At 50.8% G+C, this 17,702-nt stretch carries 8 protein-coding genes and 3 tRNA genes; 6 read left to right on the top strand and 5 right to left on the bottom strand.

Features of this window, described 5'->3' with window-relative positions:
- Nucleotides 1–17 precede the first annotated feature (17 nt).
- The 4 genes from MKQ68_RS21365 to MKQ68_RS21350 all read right to left on the bottom strand — a co-directional run bounded on the left by MKQ68_RS21365 (nucleotide 18) and on the right by MKQ68_RS21350 (nucleotide 3,977).
- Nucleotides 18–90, bottom strand: a tRNA-Ile gene (locus MKQ68_RS21365).
- Between the two features lie 19 nt (nucleotides 91–109).
- Nucleotides 110–181: transfer RNA gene (locus MKQ68_RS21360), tRNA-Gln, on the bottom strand.
- A gap of 17 nt (nucleotides 182–198) precedes the next feature.
- Nucleotides 199–271 (bottom strand) — tRNA-Ile (locus MKQ68_RS21355).
- Nucleotides 272–1,349: 1,078 nt separating this feature from the next.
- Nucleotides 1,350–3,977 carry a family 10 glycosylhydrolase gene (locus tag MKQ68_RS21350; RefSeq protein ID WP_264280867.1) on the bottom strand — a complete coding sequence of 876 codons (2,628 nt, stop codon included), beginning with the start codon at nucleotides 3,975–3,977 and terminating at the stop codon, nucleotides 1,350–1,352.
- Nucleotides 3,978–4,600: 623 nt separating this feature from the next.
- Here MKQ68_RS21350 and MKQ68_RS21345 point away from each other — a divergent pair.
- The 6 genes from MKQ68_RS21345 to MKQ68_RS21320 all read left to right on the top strand — a co-directional run bounded on the left by MKQ68_RS21345 (nucleotide 4,601) and on the right by MKQ68_RS21320 (nucleotide 14,433).
- Complete coding sequence (locus MKQ68_RS21345; protein WP_264280866.1) at nucleotides 4,601–7,798, top strand: SusC/RagA family TonB-linked outer membrane protein; 3,198 nt, start codon at nucleotides 4,601–4,603, stop codon at nucleotides 7,796–7,798.
- 11 nt (nucleotides 7,799–7,809) lie between these two features.
- Nucleotides 7,810–9,516 carry a RagB/SusD family nutrient uptake outer membrane protein gene (locus tag MKQ68_RS21340; protein WP_264280865.1) on the top strand — a complete coding sequence of 569 codons (1,707 nt, stop codon included), beginning with the start codon at nucleotides 7,810–7,812 and terminating at the stop codon, nucleotides 9,514–9,516.
- 30 nt (nucleotides 9,517–9,546) lie between these two features.
- On the top strand, nucleotides 9,547–11,238 hold the full coding sequence (locus tag MKQ68_RS21335; protein ID WP_264280864.1) for a DUF5018 domain-containing protein: 1,692 nt from the start codon (nucleotides 9,547–9,549) through the stop codon (nucleotides 11,236–11,238).
- A 26-nt stretch (nucleotides 11,239–11,264) separates the two neighbouring features.
- On the top strand, nucleotides 11,265–12,659 hold the full coding sequence (locus MKQ68_RS21330) for a family 10 glycosylhydrolase (protein WP_264280863.1): 1,395 nt from the start codon (nucleotides 11,265–11,267) through the stop codon (nucleotides 12,657–12,659).
- Nucleotides 12,660–12,746: 87 nt separating this feature from the next.
- Complete coding sequence (locus MKQ68_RS21325) at nucleotides 12,747–13,430, top strand: GDSL-type esterase/lipase family protein (protein ID WP_244836149.1); 684 nt, start codon at nucleotides 12,747–12,749, stop codon at nucleotides 13,428–13,430.
- A 247-nt stretch (nucleotides 13,431–13,677) separates the two neighbouring features.
- Nucleotides 13,678–14,433: a nucleotidyltransferase domain-containing protein gene (locus MKQ68_RS21320; RefSeq protein WP_264280862.1), complete on the top strand. Its 756-nt coding sequence runs from the start codon at nucleotides 13,678–13,680 to the stop codon at nucleotides 14,431–14,433.
- A gap of 164 nt (nucleotides 14,434–14,597) precedes the next feature.
- Here MKQ68_RS21320 and MKQ68_RS21315 read toward each other — a convergent pair whose 3' ends face one another.
- Complete coding sequence (locus MKQ68_RS21315) at nucleotides 14,598–17,696, bottom strand: efflux RND transporter permease subunit (protein ID WP_264280861.1); 3,099 nt, start codon at nucleotides 17,694–17,696, stop codon at nucleotides 14,598–14,600.
- Nucleotides 17,697–17,702: the final 6 nt, after the last annotated feature.

Below are 17,702 nucleotides of genomic sequence, written 5' to 3'. Positions count from 1 at the left end.
TTTGTTTTAGTTTGTTGTTGGCCCGGCCGGATTTGAACCGGCATCCATTTGCGTATAAGGCAACTGCTCCAACCGTTGAGCTACGGACCATTAGGGTTAACAATTCGTGTTAGCCTGGCTGGATTCGGACCAGCAATTTCCTGTTCCAAATACAGGCGCTCTGCCATTGAGCTACAAGCCATTGGGATTAACAAGATGTTGGTCCGGCAGGATTCGAACCTGCAGCCTGCTGCGTATCAGGCAGCTGCTCTAACCGTTGAGCCACGGACCATCGGCGTTAACAATGGAACAAATAAAAAACCCGGTCGCATTTGGTACGACCGGGTTTTTTATCCTGCACGAGTTTACCTACGTGCGGTGATGAAAAGGTCGTATATGTTTTGCTGGCAGCGCAATGCCCACAGGTGTATTGAAATCGGCACACCACTGCCCCATGGCAAACTCCCGTTTGTCATTTGCGCTATTCAGCTGTATGTATGTGTGTTGTTGCAACTGCTTGCTTTTAGTTTGATAAAAAAAGAAAGCCCCGCAATCTCTTGCAGGGCTTCAGTTATATTGAATCAGTCGGATCAACTATTCTATGACATAACCTGCCCTGCGGCCCACGTAGCTTCTCAGGCTATCGCGTTTAGTTTGTGCTGTTGGAAAATTGATGTGTGACATGATTTTATGATAATTTTAACAGTGCAAAGATGAGGTAAATTTTTTATTCCGCACAAATTTATTTACAAAACGTGTAGCTGTTCACGTTATAAACCCACTACAAGCCCATCGTTTTCAAACAGATAAATACATTTTCACTCGATAAATATTTTTTAGCCAGCTGTGGTTTTTCTCCCCATCCGCCGTCGCACACTTCGGCGGTGGGTGACTATGGTGAGCAGCTACGCGGTTCGTTTGGAAGGTACGGCCGTCCCCAAACTCCGTTGCCAGATTTCTGCGGCCTCCTGGCCGGGCCCCACATGCCTTCCCCAGGGTTTCCTTACTACGTCCTTGGCGTCTCCCCGCGGGAACCCTGCATCCATCCGTGCAGAGTCCTGCACCTTCCTTCTTGCAACCTTGCTATATCCTTCGTAGATGGTTCGTAGATCCTTCGTTTATCCTTCGGAAATAATTCGTAGGTAAACGAACCATATACGAACGATATACGAACCATATACGAAGGATGAACGAAGGATGGTGCAAGGATGCCACAACAATACAGCAAGGTTGCCAGTACAATTTTGCCGGCCCTAAACCAAAATGATTTCGCAGGGCGCGAAAATAATATCGCCTCAAAAAATAGGGCCGGTCCGAATGGACCAGCCCGTTGCATAGATAAGCAAGAAGAAAAAAATCGAAAGTTTACGCTACAGTTTAATCAGTGTAATCACCTGGCGGGCGCCGTTTTGGGTTACTTCGGCGAAGTAGATGCCCGGTTTGTAGTTCGCGCCAAGGGTGAGGGTGCTGTTTGCAGCGGCATTATTTCTGGTTTCCACTATTCTGCCGGTCATGTCGAGGATGCGGAGTTGGAGTGGAGCGGTGGTTTTACTTGTTAATACGAGCGTGAACTGGTGAACGGCCGGGTTAGGCTTCACAGTTACGTCCAGCGCGCCAGGCGTTTGTTCATTGAAGGCGTAAATGAACTGCACCACACAAACCTGCACCTGCTGCGTCGTGGTGTTGCCGGCAGCATCGGTGGCGGTGACGGTGATGGTGTATACACGGTACTGACCAGCCTTGCTGCGTACGGCCCTCAGTTTCAGGTGGTGGTTGTCAATCACCTCCCAGTCGTTAGTCGCAGCTGGATCGTTACTGGTTACGCTGATGGTGGTATTTACGCTGCCGCAGTTATCGGTCACTTCGTAATACAGGAACACGTTGCGCATCTGGTTATTAGGCAGTACAAGTACAGGCGGTGTTACATATACCTTGCTGATCACCGGCGCCTGCTGGTCGGCCACGATTATGTCGTAGCGGTATTCGGCGGCGTTGCCGGCGGCGTCGGTTACGGTCCAGGTAACGGTGGTGTTGCCCTGCGCGAAGTTGACACCTTGCAGGCAGGTAGCATTAACCGGTGCGGACGTATTGCCGTTGCGGCTAAGGGTGTAACTATAGCTTACCGGTGAACAGTCGCTGGCATTCACATCGTACTGCGTGCCGGCGGTAAAGGTGCAGCCAGGTAGGATCACGCTGCCATTATTGGCGATGGCTGCGGTTAACACCGGTGCGGATGTGTCGGTAGTAGTGACGTTAAAGTAACAGGTATCTGCCTTGCCGCCTGCATTGGTCGCTATCAACGTAACAAGGTTATTGGCATTTGTTACTGGTGATCCTGCGGCGGGTATTTGCGAGAAAGTGATGCCGGTGGTGTCATTTACTACTGCCAGGCTAGTATAGTCTGGCATAGTGGCCGAGCAATTTGTCGTAAGCGGCAATTCCTGGTTGCCCGGACAAACAATCTCCGGCACCGTGTTCGTGCTGATGTTGGATACGACGCTTTCATTGTGGTGCCTGTCCAGCGAAGTAACGAGGTAATAATAGGTGGTATTGGCTGCAATGCTTTTATCAATGTAAACGGTGGTGTCGGTGTTGGTGATGGCCAGCAGGTTACTTACGCTGTCGGTATTGATCGCAGGCGTGGTGCTGCGATAAATCGCGAACTGGCGGGCTCGGTCGCTTTCGTTGCCGTTAAAAACAGGCTTCTGCCACGTAAGTACGATAGAGTCGCTGGCGGACGTGCTGGCGTATACGGTGTTAGGCGCATCCGGGGCAATGCTGTCGCGCCAGGGCATGTTAGGCAGCAATGCTGGTTTGCTGTAGAAATCGAGGCGGAGCGAATCGCGGAAACCGAGTTTGGTCGCGCTGCGCATACTCGATGTGTTGTACACTGACTGTCCGTACACGTAAGGAAAGCTGCGGTTGTAACGTACCTCATTTGGTATTTGCGAGGGATTTGCCCAGTTAACACCTTGTGCGGGATCATTTACCTTATAGCCAGCCAGACCAATATAGATGTGCCGGTTATTGGCCTGGTTGTTCCACCATGGAACGATCACACTGTAATTGGCGCCGGGTTGGCCCATATACCAATACACCTGCGGCATAATGTAATCGACCCAGCCTTCCTGCAGCCAGCGTTTGGTGTCCGCGTACAGGGTGGTGTAATGTTCCAGGCCGCTCGTGGCAGTACCTATTTCGGGATTGTTACTGTTGCGGTAAATGCCCGATGGCGACACGCCGAATTTCACCCAGGGCTTTAATACCTTGATCGTGTCGTACAGGCGGCTGATCAGCAGGTTGATATTATCTCTCCGCCAGTCACCACGCACCGTAAACCCACGCGGATCAGCATTATACGTGCTATCGTCGTTGTAGGGTGTTACACCTGCACCTGCTGCGGGCGGATAAAAATAGTCATCGAAGTGGATGCCATCTACATCATAACGGTTAACGATATCCGTAATCACGCTGGTAATATAGTTACGCACCTGAGGTAGGCCCGGGTCAAGTACACGTAAGGTACCCTGGCTCAGCAACCAGTCCGGATGCTGCTTCGCCACATGATTAGCTGCAAAAGAAGGCAGGTTGTTCGCGTTCGCCACCGCCCGATAGGGATTGATCCACGCATGAAACTCGATGCCGCGTTTGTGACATTCTTCGATCATAAACTGCATGGGATCCCAGGGAGTGCTGGGCGCTATGCCCTGCGTGCCCGTTAAGTCGGCACTCCAGGGATCGATGCTACTCGGGTACAACGCATCGCACTGGCTGCGCACCTGGATATATAAAGATGTAATGCCGGTCGCTTTGTGGTGATCGACAATGGTAAGGAACGCTGCGCGCTGCTGTGCAGGCGTCTGCGTCCTGTTAGGCCAGTCGATATTTGCATACGTTGCGATCCATGCGCCGCGCAGTTCGCGTTTAGGGGCAGTTTGGGCCGGGCATACGTAGTGGAATAAGCTGAGTGCCAGCAGGAGGGGTAAAGATTTTAGCATAGACGAGGATTATTTTTGGTTGACCTTCCTAATTTAAGTGTTCTTTCTGGTTTATGCAAGTTTTCGGGTGTTATTCTCGCATTAAGCTGCACGAATTGGCGTGTATTACGTCCTTTTGATTATCATATCAGCATAAACATGCATTGTTAAGCGAACCTCCGCCACCGATACGATCTAAACGTAATTGCGGTACTTTCTGCTACTACCCGGTCATCTTCCCCATCTTATTAAATAAATATTTTAAAAAGCTTTTACTAAACAAAATAATTTTATAATATTGGCTTAAGTTATTAAATTAAATAAAAAAGTAGGGACAGAGGAGCTGGGAGTAGCTATATATAATAATACCTATTACCGCGGTGAAAGCATTGAAGCCTGTATGAATACCAGGAAACCGTTATGAAAATTATTCCATCGTAGGCGCAATACTGCACAACCACAGTAAAGGCCCGCATTTAAAAATCAGCAGAGGGCCCGCAGGTCCGCAACACTTATCGTAAAAAGAAGAAGAAATCCGGCAGGCAGTATGCCCCCGGCGTTGCCATTGGCATGCCGGAAAGCAGAGGGTCGCGGTCCACCATTAGAAAAGATCAACCGAACTATTACTAAACATCAATTCAATTATGGATCAATCAACACGTTCTTTAAAATCCCTGCGCAGGTTATTGCTCATGATGTTGGGCCTTCTGCAGCTCGGGGCATTATCCGCGCAAACCATCACGGTGAAAGGTACCGTGAAGGATGCGAAAGGTGAAGCGTTGCCTGGGGCAACTATCCAGGTAAAGGAGCCGAAAGCCGTTGTGGCGGCCGACCCTAATGGCGTCTTCCAGGTGAAGGCCAGCGGTGCCACAGTTACCATTACGGTGAGTATGACGGGGTACACGGCCGCCACACTTACGGTGGCCACCAACAAAGATATACAGGTAGTGTTGAATGAAAGTACCACCGGCCTCGGCGAGGTGGTAGTCGTGGGCTATGGTCAGCAACGCCGCGCCACCGTTGTTGGTTCGGTATCGCAGATCAGCGGTGAGCAACTGAAACAGATGCCTGCCATGAACGTTACCAACATGCTGGCAGGCCGCCTGCCAGGCCTCACCACGCTGCAACAGAGCGGCCGCCCGGGTGCGGACGATGCCACGCTGCGCGTTCGTGGGGTAAACTCCTATAATAGCAGCGCCGCGCCTTTGATCATTATTGATGATGTGCAACGTCCTTCCTTCGCCAACCTCGATCCGAATGAGATCGAATCGATCACTGTATTGAAAGATGCAGTATCGACGGCGGTGTATGGCCTGCAGGCATCTAACGGCATCATCCTTATCACCACTAAAAAGGGTAAGAACCAACGTCCTGTAGTAAGTTATACAGGCGCGGTAACCCTGAATGAAAACACGCGTTTCCCTAAATTCCTGAACGGTCCGGATTACATGCAGTGGTATAATAAAGGTACCGACTTGGATAACGATTACCGCGAACATACCGGCGCTAACCCTACTCCCTATACGTATACACAGGAGCAGATAGATGCGGTGCGTAACGGTACCAACACCAACCCGATGCTGGGTAATACCGACTGGCTGGGGCAGCTGATTGACAATAAAGCGTACTCGCAACAGCATAACGTAGAAGTACGCGGCGGTACCGATAAAGTAAAATACTTCACCACTGCCGGCATGCTGAGCCAGGACGGCGTGGTGAAAAATACAGGCTTCAAACGTTACAACGTACGCGCAAACATCACCGCCGATCTCAGCGACCTGCTGACGGTTGGTATGAACATCGGCGTACGCCAGCAACAAGGCAGAACGCCCGGCATTTCTCCGGACAATACTGCTTACATGAACCCGTTTTACCAGGCGGTGCGTATGTTGCCGAACATGCCGATGTATACAGAAGATGGCTATCCTACCGCCTACTTCTCAAACGCCGGTTGGATCAACCCGATTGCAGCAGTTGAACGTTCCGGTTTCCAGAATACAGAGTCGAATGTGTTTAACGGGCAGATGAACGTGGGCTTGAAAGTGCCGTACGTGAAAGGCCTGGAGATCAAATTACTCGCGGCGTACGATAAAACAGGAACGGAGAATAAAAGCTGGTTGTCACCTTATGAAATGCGCGGCCGCAACCGCGACCAGGTTACAGGTAACTGGGAAGTGATCCGCGTGCAACCCGGTATCTCTACGACCGTATTGCGCCAGTCATACAGCCAGAACTATCGTAAAACATTCCAGCCGAGCATTAGCTACAACAATACTTTTGGCAATCACAGCTTCACCGGTTTGGTGTTGTATGAATGGTCGCAGGCAGGCACCAGCGTGTTCTCCACCGGTGCGAGGAACTTTGCGCTTACCGATATTAAAGAGATCGATTACGGCAGCACCGCGGTAGACGATTTTATTTCGCCTACAGGCAGCAGCAGTATCAGCAACTCCCGCGCGGGCCTGGTAGCACGTTTGAACTACAACTTTAAAGAAAAGTACCTGTTGGAAATCGCCAACCGTTGGGATGCATCTGTGATGTTTGCGAAACAACACCGCTGGCAGGCGTTTCCTGCGGTAGGTATGGGTTGGGTAATCAGCAAAGAAGACTTCTTCGGCAACAATCCCGATATCGACTTCGTAAAACTGAAAGGCTCTGTAGGCCGCCTGGGCAACGATAAACTATCAGGAGTTACGTTCCCTTACATGCAAACGTATCAGCTTACCTCCGACCCGGTAATGGTGATTGGCGGTAAACCGGTACAGGCGATTTTTACGAACAGTCCGCCTAACGTAGACCTGCGCTGGGAAACTTCTACCACTTACAACGCGGGTTTCGAGACCGTCTTCTTTAAAGGTAAACTCGGTTTTGATTTCGAATATTTCTACAAGATGACGGAAGACATCCTGGACAGTCAGACCTCCGATGTACCGGCTTCTATCGGTGGCTACGCTCCTTCCGCCAGGAACTTTGGTATTGTGGCTAACCGTGGTATCGATCTGCAGATCCGTCATAATAATAACATCGGCAAATTCCAGTATAGTGTAACAGGTAACTTTAACTGGGCGCGTAACAAAGTATTACGTCGCATCCAAAACACCGGTACTGCTGCAGATCTTAGCCTGATCGGCCGCCCGATCGGTACGAAGTTCGGTTTCATTGCCGATGGCATGTACCAGACCTGGGCAGAAGCGTATGATGCGCCATCACCGAGCGGCATTGTGGCGCCGGGCTTCTTCCGCTACCGCGATCTGAATGGTGACGGACGTATTACCCGTACAGACGATTTCGCCGTTATTGGCCGCAGCAATCTGCCTGAGTTGATGTATGGTTTAAACCTCGACCTCCGTTACGGACAGTTCGATTTCACCGCCCTGTTCCAGGGAGCGGCGCTGGCCAATGTTTCGCTTGCAGGTACTTATGAAGGTTCCAGCGGCACATCCGGCGTAGATGATAATACGCCTTTTACCAAAGCCTTTTACGGTTACGGTAACGCGCCTTATTTCCTGGTAGAAAACGCCTGGACGCCCGACAACCCGAATGCTACTTTGCCACGCCTCACCGCGTATAAATCTTCGCAGTCTGCCCACAACGCACACATCAACTCCGGCTGGATCCGCGACGGATCGTACCTGCGTCTGAAGTCGGCCCAACTGGGTTACACCGTGCCTAAATCAGTGTTAAGTGTAGCGAAGATCCAATCCATTCGTGCGTATGTATCCGGCTTTAACCTTATTACCTGGGACAAGCTGAAATACCTCGATCCGGAGATGCCGAACGTAAACAACGGTTTCTATCCGCAGCAGCGCATGTATTCCGCAGGTGTTAATGTAACCTTCTAAAAAGAGCAGTCATGAAGATCAACAAACTTATCAATATAAAGAATGCCTGCCTGCTGGCAGGGGCCATGGTGGCGATGAACGGCTGTAAAATAGATATTACGCCCCCCGACCGGTATACAGAAGGTACCATCTTCGCTAACCCGGCTAATATGGAGCAGTACATCTTTGGTATGTACAGCGAGTTTAAAACATTTGCCTTCGGCGAGTTCCCGATCGGCTACAGCGGTAATACCGACGGCCTTACCGACTTGCTGAAATATACCTCCATGGTATCCGGCAATGGTACGATTAACGTACTGGCTACGGATGCCAGCAGGGTGAACGCTGCCAGTCCGCACCTGAATTACTGGGGCACCGGCTACACCCGCATCCGCAGGCTGAATGAATTTATACATGGCTTGTACAACTACGCGAAAGTAGATGAAGCAACCCGCAACCGCTACGAGGCCGAAGCGCGTTTCATTCGCGGCTACGTATATTTCTGGCTGGTAAAACTGCATGGCAGCGTTATTTTGCTCGACAACCTGGACCAATACAGTGTGTACAGGCGCGAGCGTTCATCCGAAGAGGATTGCTACAAGTTTATTGCAAACGACTTTGCTTTCGCGGCGGCGAATCTGCCTAAAGAATGGACCAGCGCAGGCACCGGTCGTGCTACCAAAGGCGCGGCATTTGGTATGCTGGCGCGCACCTGGTTGTATGCAGCGTCTATCGCGGAGTATGACAGGAAACAATTTAATGATGATCCGCTGACGGGTATACCTGCTGCAAATGCTCAAACCTATTACACCAACGCGGCTCAGGCATCCGACTCTGTCATCCAACTCGCCAATGAAGGCTATTACAGGCTGGAGAATAATTACGCGGATGCGTTTACGAACAAGAATACAAAGGAAGCGCTGTTTAAGCTCGACTTCGTGTCACCGAACGTAACCCATAACTATGATTTAGGTTTTGCGCCTAAGGGTGATTATCCCGATGCGACACTTGTTTACGGAGTACCTACTGCGGAACTGGTAGATGAGTATGAAATGGCAGACGGTTCCGATTTCAGCTGGGGCGACAATGTGAAAGCCGCCAATCCGTATGCGAATCGTGAGCCTCGTTTTTATGCTTCCATCCTTTACAACGGCGCTGCCTGGAAAGGTCGTACCATCAACACCACTCCGGGCTCTGTGGAAGGCTGGATTCAATATGGTTCTACTACGGAACCTAAAACAACCGTAACCGGTTATTATGCACGGAAGATGCTGACGCAAACGGCCACCAACTTCCCGCAGGTGAAAAGCACCCAAAGCTGGAGTGAGATGCGTTATGCGGAAGTACTGCTGATCAATGCAGAAGCGAAAACCAAGATCAATAAACTGGAAGAGGCCCGTACCTCCCTGCTGGCTGTACGTGATCGTGTAGACCTGCCCGTTACCAATGCCGTTACGCCCGAACAGATGATGATCGCGATAGAGCATGAGCGTATCGTTGAACTGGCGTTCGAAGGCCATCGTTACTGGGACCTGCGCCGCTGGCGTAAAGCACATATCGTATTGAACGATGTGAAGTTCCACGGACATAAGGTGACACCGAACGGCGCCACGTTTAAGTACGAGGTAGTAGATGCAGACGATACCAACAGGGAGTTTACCCCATCGCTGTATTACATGCCGATCATCACTTCCGAACTGCAGGCCAATCTCGGTCTTTCACAGATTAAACCCTGGTAGGCCGCATTCATCAACCGCAAAATGACAAACATGAGGAACATTTTTTCGACCATCATACTCACCACCTTTACCGCCGCTATGTTCAGCGGCTGTGCCAAGCCCGACGCGGTAACGCCGAAAGATGCCAACGAATTGTCGGACATCTACGGTACTAAAACTTCGCAGGGCCGCGACAGGTTGTTCGAAGCGCGCTACAGCACCGCGAAAGACACTATTTACTTCGATATCCCTTACTTCTACCCGGCAGATTCCGACGAGGAAACAGACCTTACGCAGATCATCCTGCGCGGTACCATTCCTACCGATGCCCGCCTGATGCCGTCCCTCGGCACGACCATGGACCTTTCCAAACCCTTCGACCTGGTAGTTACATCCGGTACGGGTTTAAAGAAGAAGTATGTGGTGGTTGGTAAAAAAGTAGGCGATAACGTATTGCGTAAAGCAGTACTCACGTTTACGGCCGATGGCGTACAGCAGCAGCTCGAAGGCGTGGTGCAACCCAACAACGACGTGATCTTTTACGTGGTGCCGGGTGTAGACGTGAGTGGTGCGACCATCAGCTACGAGATCAATCCGCACTCAAACGCATCTATTGCAACAGGTGCGGCGGTAAACCTGGCTGCCGGTACGCAGGCCTTTACTATTACGGGTGTAGACGGAGTAGCGAGAACGTATACTTTAAAAGCGCAGGAGCCGGTGAAACAGCCGTATGGCATTGGTATTACCCGCAAACTGTTTTCTAAAACCGCTGCGGAACTGGGCTTCGTTACCCATAACGATGTTGCCATTGCCGTGAGTGGCGATTACCTGGTATTGTGCCGCAGGTTATCCAGCGGGTCCAACTACCGCGTATACAACCGCTTTACCGGTGCTTACCTGCAGGATATGCATTATCCGTTCGGTACACAGATCTCTTTCCAGATTGCGGAAGACAATAAAGGAAGGATACTGGCCGCTTCATGGGCGCCTAAGAACGCGAAGTTCATCCTTTACAAATACAACAACCCGATGGATGCCAGCCCGGTTAAACTGCTGGAATGGACGAACAACAACCCCGCGGGCATTACACTCGACGGCGGTGTAGGTCGCAGGGTAAACATTTACGGTGATCTTAACGGCGATGCGGTAATCATGGCCCCAGCCGGCCAGAGTACCACCATCCTGCGCTGGAGAATAGCCGGCGGCGTACTGGTCAATCAAAACCCGGAAGTACTTATCTATCAATCTATCACCGGTGCAGCTCACCTGGGTTATTATGCAGAAGCACAGCCGGTATCGGCCACCGCTAATGCGAACTATTTCATCAACTACCAGTTCGAGATCGGGTATGTGAATGGCGCCACGCAGTCGAGGTTAGCAGGTTTTGTGAACGATGCGCAGATATTCGGCAGCTATCATATGCCGACGAACTATACCACCTTTAACAACGCTAATTACCTGGCGATTCTGAAGTATACGAGCGGTGTGGGTGCGAACAACATTGCCAGGTTAAGCCTGTTCGATGTAACCAATACGTCGTTGCTGGGCACCGCGTTCAACAGTGTGGTATACCCATCCTTTAACGTGTTTGTTTCTGCGGAAGAGCTGCGCGGCGATACTAACCCGAACGGAACAGGCGACGTGGCCATTGGCTTTACCGAGAATGGTGAAAGGATGCAGATATATACTTTGCTGACCAACGCCGGCCTCATGGGACATGAGTTTACCAATTACGCCAAATAATTTCATCCACCTAAAATATAATTAAGATGAAGCGCATAATATTGATCGCCTGTTCTGCCGCCCTGCTGGCCATTACCGGCTGCGGTAAAAAGGAATCACCAGGTCCGGGCCCGGGGCCTGGCCCCGAGCCTAAGCCAGACACCGTTCGTGGCCGCAATGTAATTGCCTGGGTAGACGCCCGCTCGAATGTATTTGGTACCTACGGCCGCCTGAATGATACCGCCGGCATTAACCGCGTGCTGGACACACTGAAGATGGTAGGCGTTAACGGCCTGGTGATCGATGTGAAGGGCAGCTCCGGACATACGATGTACCCAAGCGCTTATGCCACGCAGATCACGACCATGGATGGTAAAACCATTACGCCGGGTGTAGACTATGTGGGTTATATGGTGCAGGAAGCCCGTAAGCGTAACTTTAAAGTATATGCCTCCATCGTTACGTTCGTGGAGGGCGACGGCGCCCGTAAGGTGGGTAAGATCTTCGACGATGCCGACTTCCGTGCGAAATACGAATCGATCGTGTGTGATGTGAACGGCAATCGTGTGCCGGTTACCTCCATGGGTAAAAACGGGTTCGTAAATCCGGCGCAGCCTGCCGTACAGGAGCGGGCGCTGAATATTGTGAAAGAGATCGTGGGTAAGTATGACATCGACGGGTTTATTCTCGATTACGCCCGTTACACTGATATACATGCTGACTTCTCCGACTTCTCAAAGGCAGATTTTATCGCGTGGCTGAAAAAGACCTATAATGATACCGAGGCCGACAAGCTGAAGTTCCCGACCGACATCGTAGCGTCATGGAGAATGAGCAACGACCAGGTGTTGCCAAGTGTAACAGGGAAGTACTACAGCAAATGGTTGATTTACCGTTGCTCGGTGATCAAAGCGTTCTTTGAAAAAGCGCGTGCTGCGGTGAAGGCGGTGAAACCGAACGTAAGCTTTGGGGTGTACGTGGGTGCCTGGTATACCACTTATTACTATGTAGGCGTGAACTGGGCCAGCGAGGAGTACGATCCGTTTAATGACCAGAGCATCCGTTTCGACTGGGCTTACCCGAACTACGGTAAAACCGGTTATGCCGAAACGCTGGACCACCTGATGACGGGCAACTACTTCACCCAGATTCGCCTGGCTGACAACCCTGCTACTGCCAGCATGCAATATCATTGGTGGAGCATTGAAGGGTCTATCAACGGGACGAAGTACATCACGAAAAACAAGGTGCCGCTGTATGGTAGTATGGACCTGGGCAATGTGTCGTGGGCGAATACCGGCGAAATATCCAAAGCGATCAAATACATTCTTTCGCAAACTTCCGGCGGTGTGATGCTGTTCGATGTGGTGCATATTTACGCGCCGCAGTACAACAGGCTGAAACAACCACTTTGGGATGCTGTAAAAGAAGGCACGAAATAGGAAATAATTGAAAAGCGATAGTTACTTTTAGACAGGCCGCCATGTTCGTCATGGCGGCTCTTTCGTCTCACTAAAAAAAAGATTGATATGAAATATATATACTCCGTATTGGCCATGCTGGCCGGTGCAGGTACAGTAATGGGTCAGCAGGCAGAAAAGAAGATCGACAGCAGTTACGCCAATTCGTATTACGTGGGACGTATGGAGATATTCCGCACGCTGCCCGTACAAAAGGGCGCCATCGTTTTTCTTGGTAACAGTATTACCGAAAGGGCGCAGTGGGGCGAGTTGCTGCCCGGTAAAGCCATCGTAAATCGTGGTATTGGCGGCGATAACAGTTTTGGCGTACTGGCCCGCCTCGATACGATCTTGCTGACCAAACCAGCTAAATTATTTATCGATATCGGCATCAACGACCTCGGTCGCGGTTTGCCGGTAGTGGTTATCGCCAATAACTACGAACGCATCCTGCAAAGAGTCAAAACGCTTTCTCCTAAAACAAAGGTGTTTGCACAGAGTGTGTTGCCGCTGAACGAAGCCGTGCTGAAGGCTGAATATCTCAAGAACAAGAAAGCGCTGATCATCGAACTGAACGAACGCATACGCAGCCTGGCTACGCAATACGGTGCAACTTACGTAGACCTGCACAATGCGGTGTTTGCCGACGAGCACGGCGACCTGAAACAACCACTTACGGTGGATGGTATTCACCTGGCGCCAAAGGCTTATGTGCTGTGGGTCGACTACCTGAAAAGTAAAAAATACCTGTAACCTTTGAAAACCGACCTTTGCTTCTGCGTAATCACTTTTGTGGTTACGCAGTTCTTTTTTGCGGAAATTCATTACTTTAACGCCCCATAACCCTGGTTTGATGACCATTAAGATACAGCATTCGTTGAGCGGTGACCGTAACCCGCCGCTGCAACTACGCCACCCGCGCCAAAACCCGCGCCGGTACGTATACATGTTTAGCCCTGGCGCATCAACCTGATTAAAATAAAGCCAACAACAAAGAGAAATGGAATCGCTAATTCAGCAACGATTATTTGAGACAGGACAACTGGAACGAGTTAAAATATTATACGCCTGCGAAACAGGCAGCAGGGCCTGGGGCTTTCCTTCGGCAGACAGTGATTATGATGTGCGATTCATTTACACACGCCGTATTTCCGACTACCTTTCCATCACCGACAAAAATGAAAACATCGCCCTACCGGTAACGGATAGAATGGATATTGGCGGCTGGGACTTTCGCAAAACCTTACAATTGTTCCTGCAATCCAGCGCGCCGCTTTACGAATGGCTGCAATCGCCGATATTTTATATGGGCGACCGCACTTTCGTGGAGGAGCTGAGGACGTTGATGCCGAAATACTTTTCCTGCCGTACGGGCAGCCAGTATTACATATCTACTGCGCACAACGTTTTTGAAGGAGAACTACAGGCCCGCGAGGTACGCCTGAAGAAATACTTTCACGCGCTACGCCCTGCGCTGGCCGCGTTGTGGACGGTAGAAAAACAAACCATACCTCCGATGGAGTTCTCCGCTTTGCGCGACATGGTGGCGGATACGAACTGGCAGCGGGTGGTAGATGAGTTGCTGCTGCAAAGAACGAAGGCTGGTGGAAAGACAATGGTGAACGCCGTACCATTGCTGCACGATTGGCTGAAGACGACCCTGGCTTACTGTGCCGCACAATCGGCACAGCTGCCCGAACTACAGCACACCACGGCCGAACTGGACACGCTGTTCCGCAACTACATAGCCGCGTAAGATGTAAAAAAGGGCCAGCAGAGGAATCTGCCGGCCTATCAAAAATAAAAAATTACACTACGATGGCTGTAAAGCGTTGCGCAGCTTCACAGCGGTGGCGTAAAAAGACCAGGAGAAAAATCTCCCGGTCCACTAAAACTCAACCACACTTTAAAAAACAATCTTTAAATATTTACATGTTTTTTACGCACCGCCCAATAGTAAAAAATCGGGAAAACGAGCAGCGTAAATAGCGTAGCAGATACTAATCCACCGATAATCACGATCGCCAGCGGCTTTTGTGATTCGGAACCGATACCGGTGCTTAAGGCCGCTGGCGTAAGGCCCAATGCAGCCATCAGAGCGGTCATGATCACCGGGCGGGTGCGCGTTTTTACCCCTTCGGTGATGGCGGTGATGAGTGGTAATCGTTGCTTCAGGTTATTGTGAAACTCCGAAATGAGGATCACACCGTTCTGCACACAAATACCAAACAAGGCGATAAACCCTACACCGGCTGAAATTCCGAAGTTCATTCCTGCCAGATGTAACGCCAGTATGCCCCCGATCAATGCAAACGGTACGTTGGCCAATACCAGTCCCGCATCGCCCACGTTGCCGAACAGGATGAACAGTAGAACGAAAATCATGATCAGGCTGATAGGCACTACCTGCCCAAGGCGGGAGGTGGCCCGCACCTGGTTCTCGAACTCGCCGGTCCAGCCGATGCTGTAGCCTGCCGGTAAGTCGATGTTCTGCTTCACTTTCGCCTGTGCTTCGGCAATGGTGCTACCCAAATCGCGGTCGCGAATGGAGAACTTGATACCGATAAAACGTTTAGTGTTGTCGCGGTAAATAAAGGCCGGGCCGGTCACTTTCTCAAGATCCGAGATCTCCTTCAGGGGAATGTTTTCGCCCCTTACGGTCGGCACGCGCAGTTGCATGATATCGTTCTCGTCTTTACGATAATCCTTTTCGTAACGGATACGGATCGGGAACTTACGTTCGCCCTCGTATTTTTCAGTGGCTGTTTTACCGCCGATCGCCATCTCGATAATGCTTTGAGCGTCTGCTTTCTGCACGCCGTAAATGGCCATCTTTTCCTCGTCCAGCGATACACTTATCTCCGGCTGACCAATATTCCGCAGGATGCCGAGGTCCTTAATACCCTGGATATCCTGCACTTCGGCCATCACCTTATCTGCCAGTTCATCCAGTTTGGCGAGATCGTCGCCATATATTTTGATGCCGTTGCTCGCCTTAAAACCGGCTACCGCTTCGGCTACGTTGTCGCTCACAGGTTGCGAGTAGTTGTACAACACGCCCTGGTACTGGCTCAGCTGACTGTCCATCTCTTCGATGAGTTGTTCCATGCTGATCTTACGCTCCCATTCCTTTTTCGGCTTCAGGTCTACCTGGAACTGCAGGAAGTAAAAGCCGTTAGGATCGGTGCCGTCGTTGGAGCGGCCGGTTTGTGACAGTACATTACTTACTTCCGGGAAGGATTGCAGGTCGCGGCGCAGCGTTTTCGCCATGTTCACACTTTCGGGCAGCGATAAACTCATAGGCAGTTCGGCCGTTACCCACAATGCCCCTTCGTTCAGCTGTGGCAGGAACTCTGTACCCAGCCATTTGGTGGAGAACAGGGAGAGTGCCAATACCAGGGTAGATACCAGTACGCTCGTACGTTTATGTTTAAATGTAAAGCCGAAACCTTTCGCCACAATGCGGTTAAAGAAGTTCACGAACGGATTGTTCTTTTCGCGCACATTCTTTCTTAATAAGATAGATACGAGTACCGGTACCAGCGTAAGCGTGAACAGCAGGGCGCCCAGCAGGGCAAAACCCAGCGTCCAGGCCAGTGGCGAGAACATTTTGCCTTCTACCTTCTGAAACGCGAAGATGGGTAACAGGGCAGATATGATGATTAGTTTAGAGAAGAATACCGCTTTACCCAAACCGGTGCCCGTACGTTTGATGAGGCCTAACTTGGACAGCTTGTTAAACCGCTCCATCCCGAACTTGTGGGCCTTATGGTCGAGCGCTACGAATAGCCCCTCCACCATCACCACGGCTCCGTCAATAATAATTCCGAAGTCTACCGCCCCCAACGAGAGTAGGTTAGCACTCATGCCTTTTAATTTGAGGCACATAAATGCGAACAGCAGTGCGAGCGGGATGATAATGGATACGATAAGCGTTGTGCGCCAATCCGCCATGAAGAGAAATACGATCACGGTAACGAATACGATGCCTTCCACGAGGTTGTGCATCACCGTGTCCGTGCAATATTGCATGAGGTTGTCACGGTCGTAGAACACTTCCATCTTTACATCATGCGGCAGCACCTGGTTGTTGATCTCGCTGATCTTATCTTTTACGCGCGCCAGCACCTCGGCCGGATTTTCATCCTTACGCATTACGATAATGCCTTCCACTACGTCATCCTCCTCGTTAAGGCCCACCTGGCCCACACGCGTGGCGCTCGACACTTCCACCGCGGCAATGTTTTTTACCAGTACCGGGTTGTCGTTATAAGTAGCGACGATCGTGTTTTCAATATCGCGGGTGGTGTTGAGCAAACCGAGGCCGCGCACCACGTAAGCCTGGCCGCTTTTCTCGATCACGTCGCCACCTACGTTCAGGTTCGCTTTGGTAACGGCCTCATACACCTGTAACGGCGTAAGGTCGTATTGCTGCACCTTTACAGGGTCCACCGATATTTCGTAAATCTTTTCCTGTCCGCCGAAAGCTACGATGTCGGCCACGCCTGGTACGGCACGCAGCTGACGGTCAATTACCCAGTTCTGAAGGGTGAGCAGTTCGCGGGTGTCGCGTTTGTCGCTTCTGAGAATGTAGCGGTAAATCTCGCCTGTAGGGCCGTAAGGCGGTTGTACGTCCGGCTCTACTTCTTCGGGTAACTGCACATTGCGCAAGAGATTGTTTACCTGTTGCCGGGCAAAAAAGTCTTCTACATCGTCTTCAAAAATGATTTTGATAACCGATAAGCCGAACATCGTTACGCTGCGTACGCTGGTTTTCTTTTGCACGGCGTTCATAGCGATCTCGATGGGGGTGGTCACAAAACGTTCCACCTCTTCGGCGCTTCTGCCGTTCCACTCCGTTACCACTGTGATTTGTGTGTTAGTCACGTCCGGAAAGGCTTCCAGCGGGATGTTCAGGTAACTGATCCACCCGGCTATGGCCAATAAGGCGGTGGCAAAAAACACAAACAGTTTATTGCGGAGGGAAAAGGCGATGATATTTTTAATGAATTTGTTCATGGTAGC

This window comes from Chitinophaga horti (genome assembly GCF_022867795.2).
Classification (GTDB): Bacteria; Bacteroidota; Bacteroidia; order Chitinophagales; family Chitinophagaceae; genus Chitinophaga; species Chitinophaga horti.
This window is presented reverse-complemented; position numbering and strand designations above follow the sequence as displayed.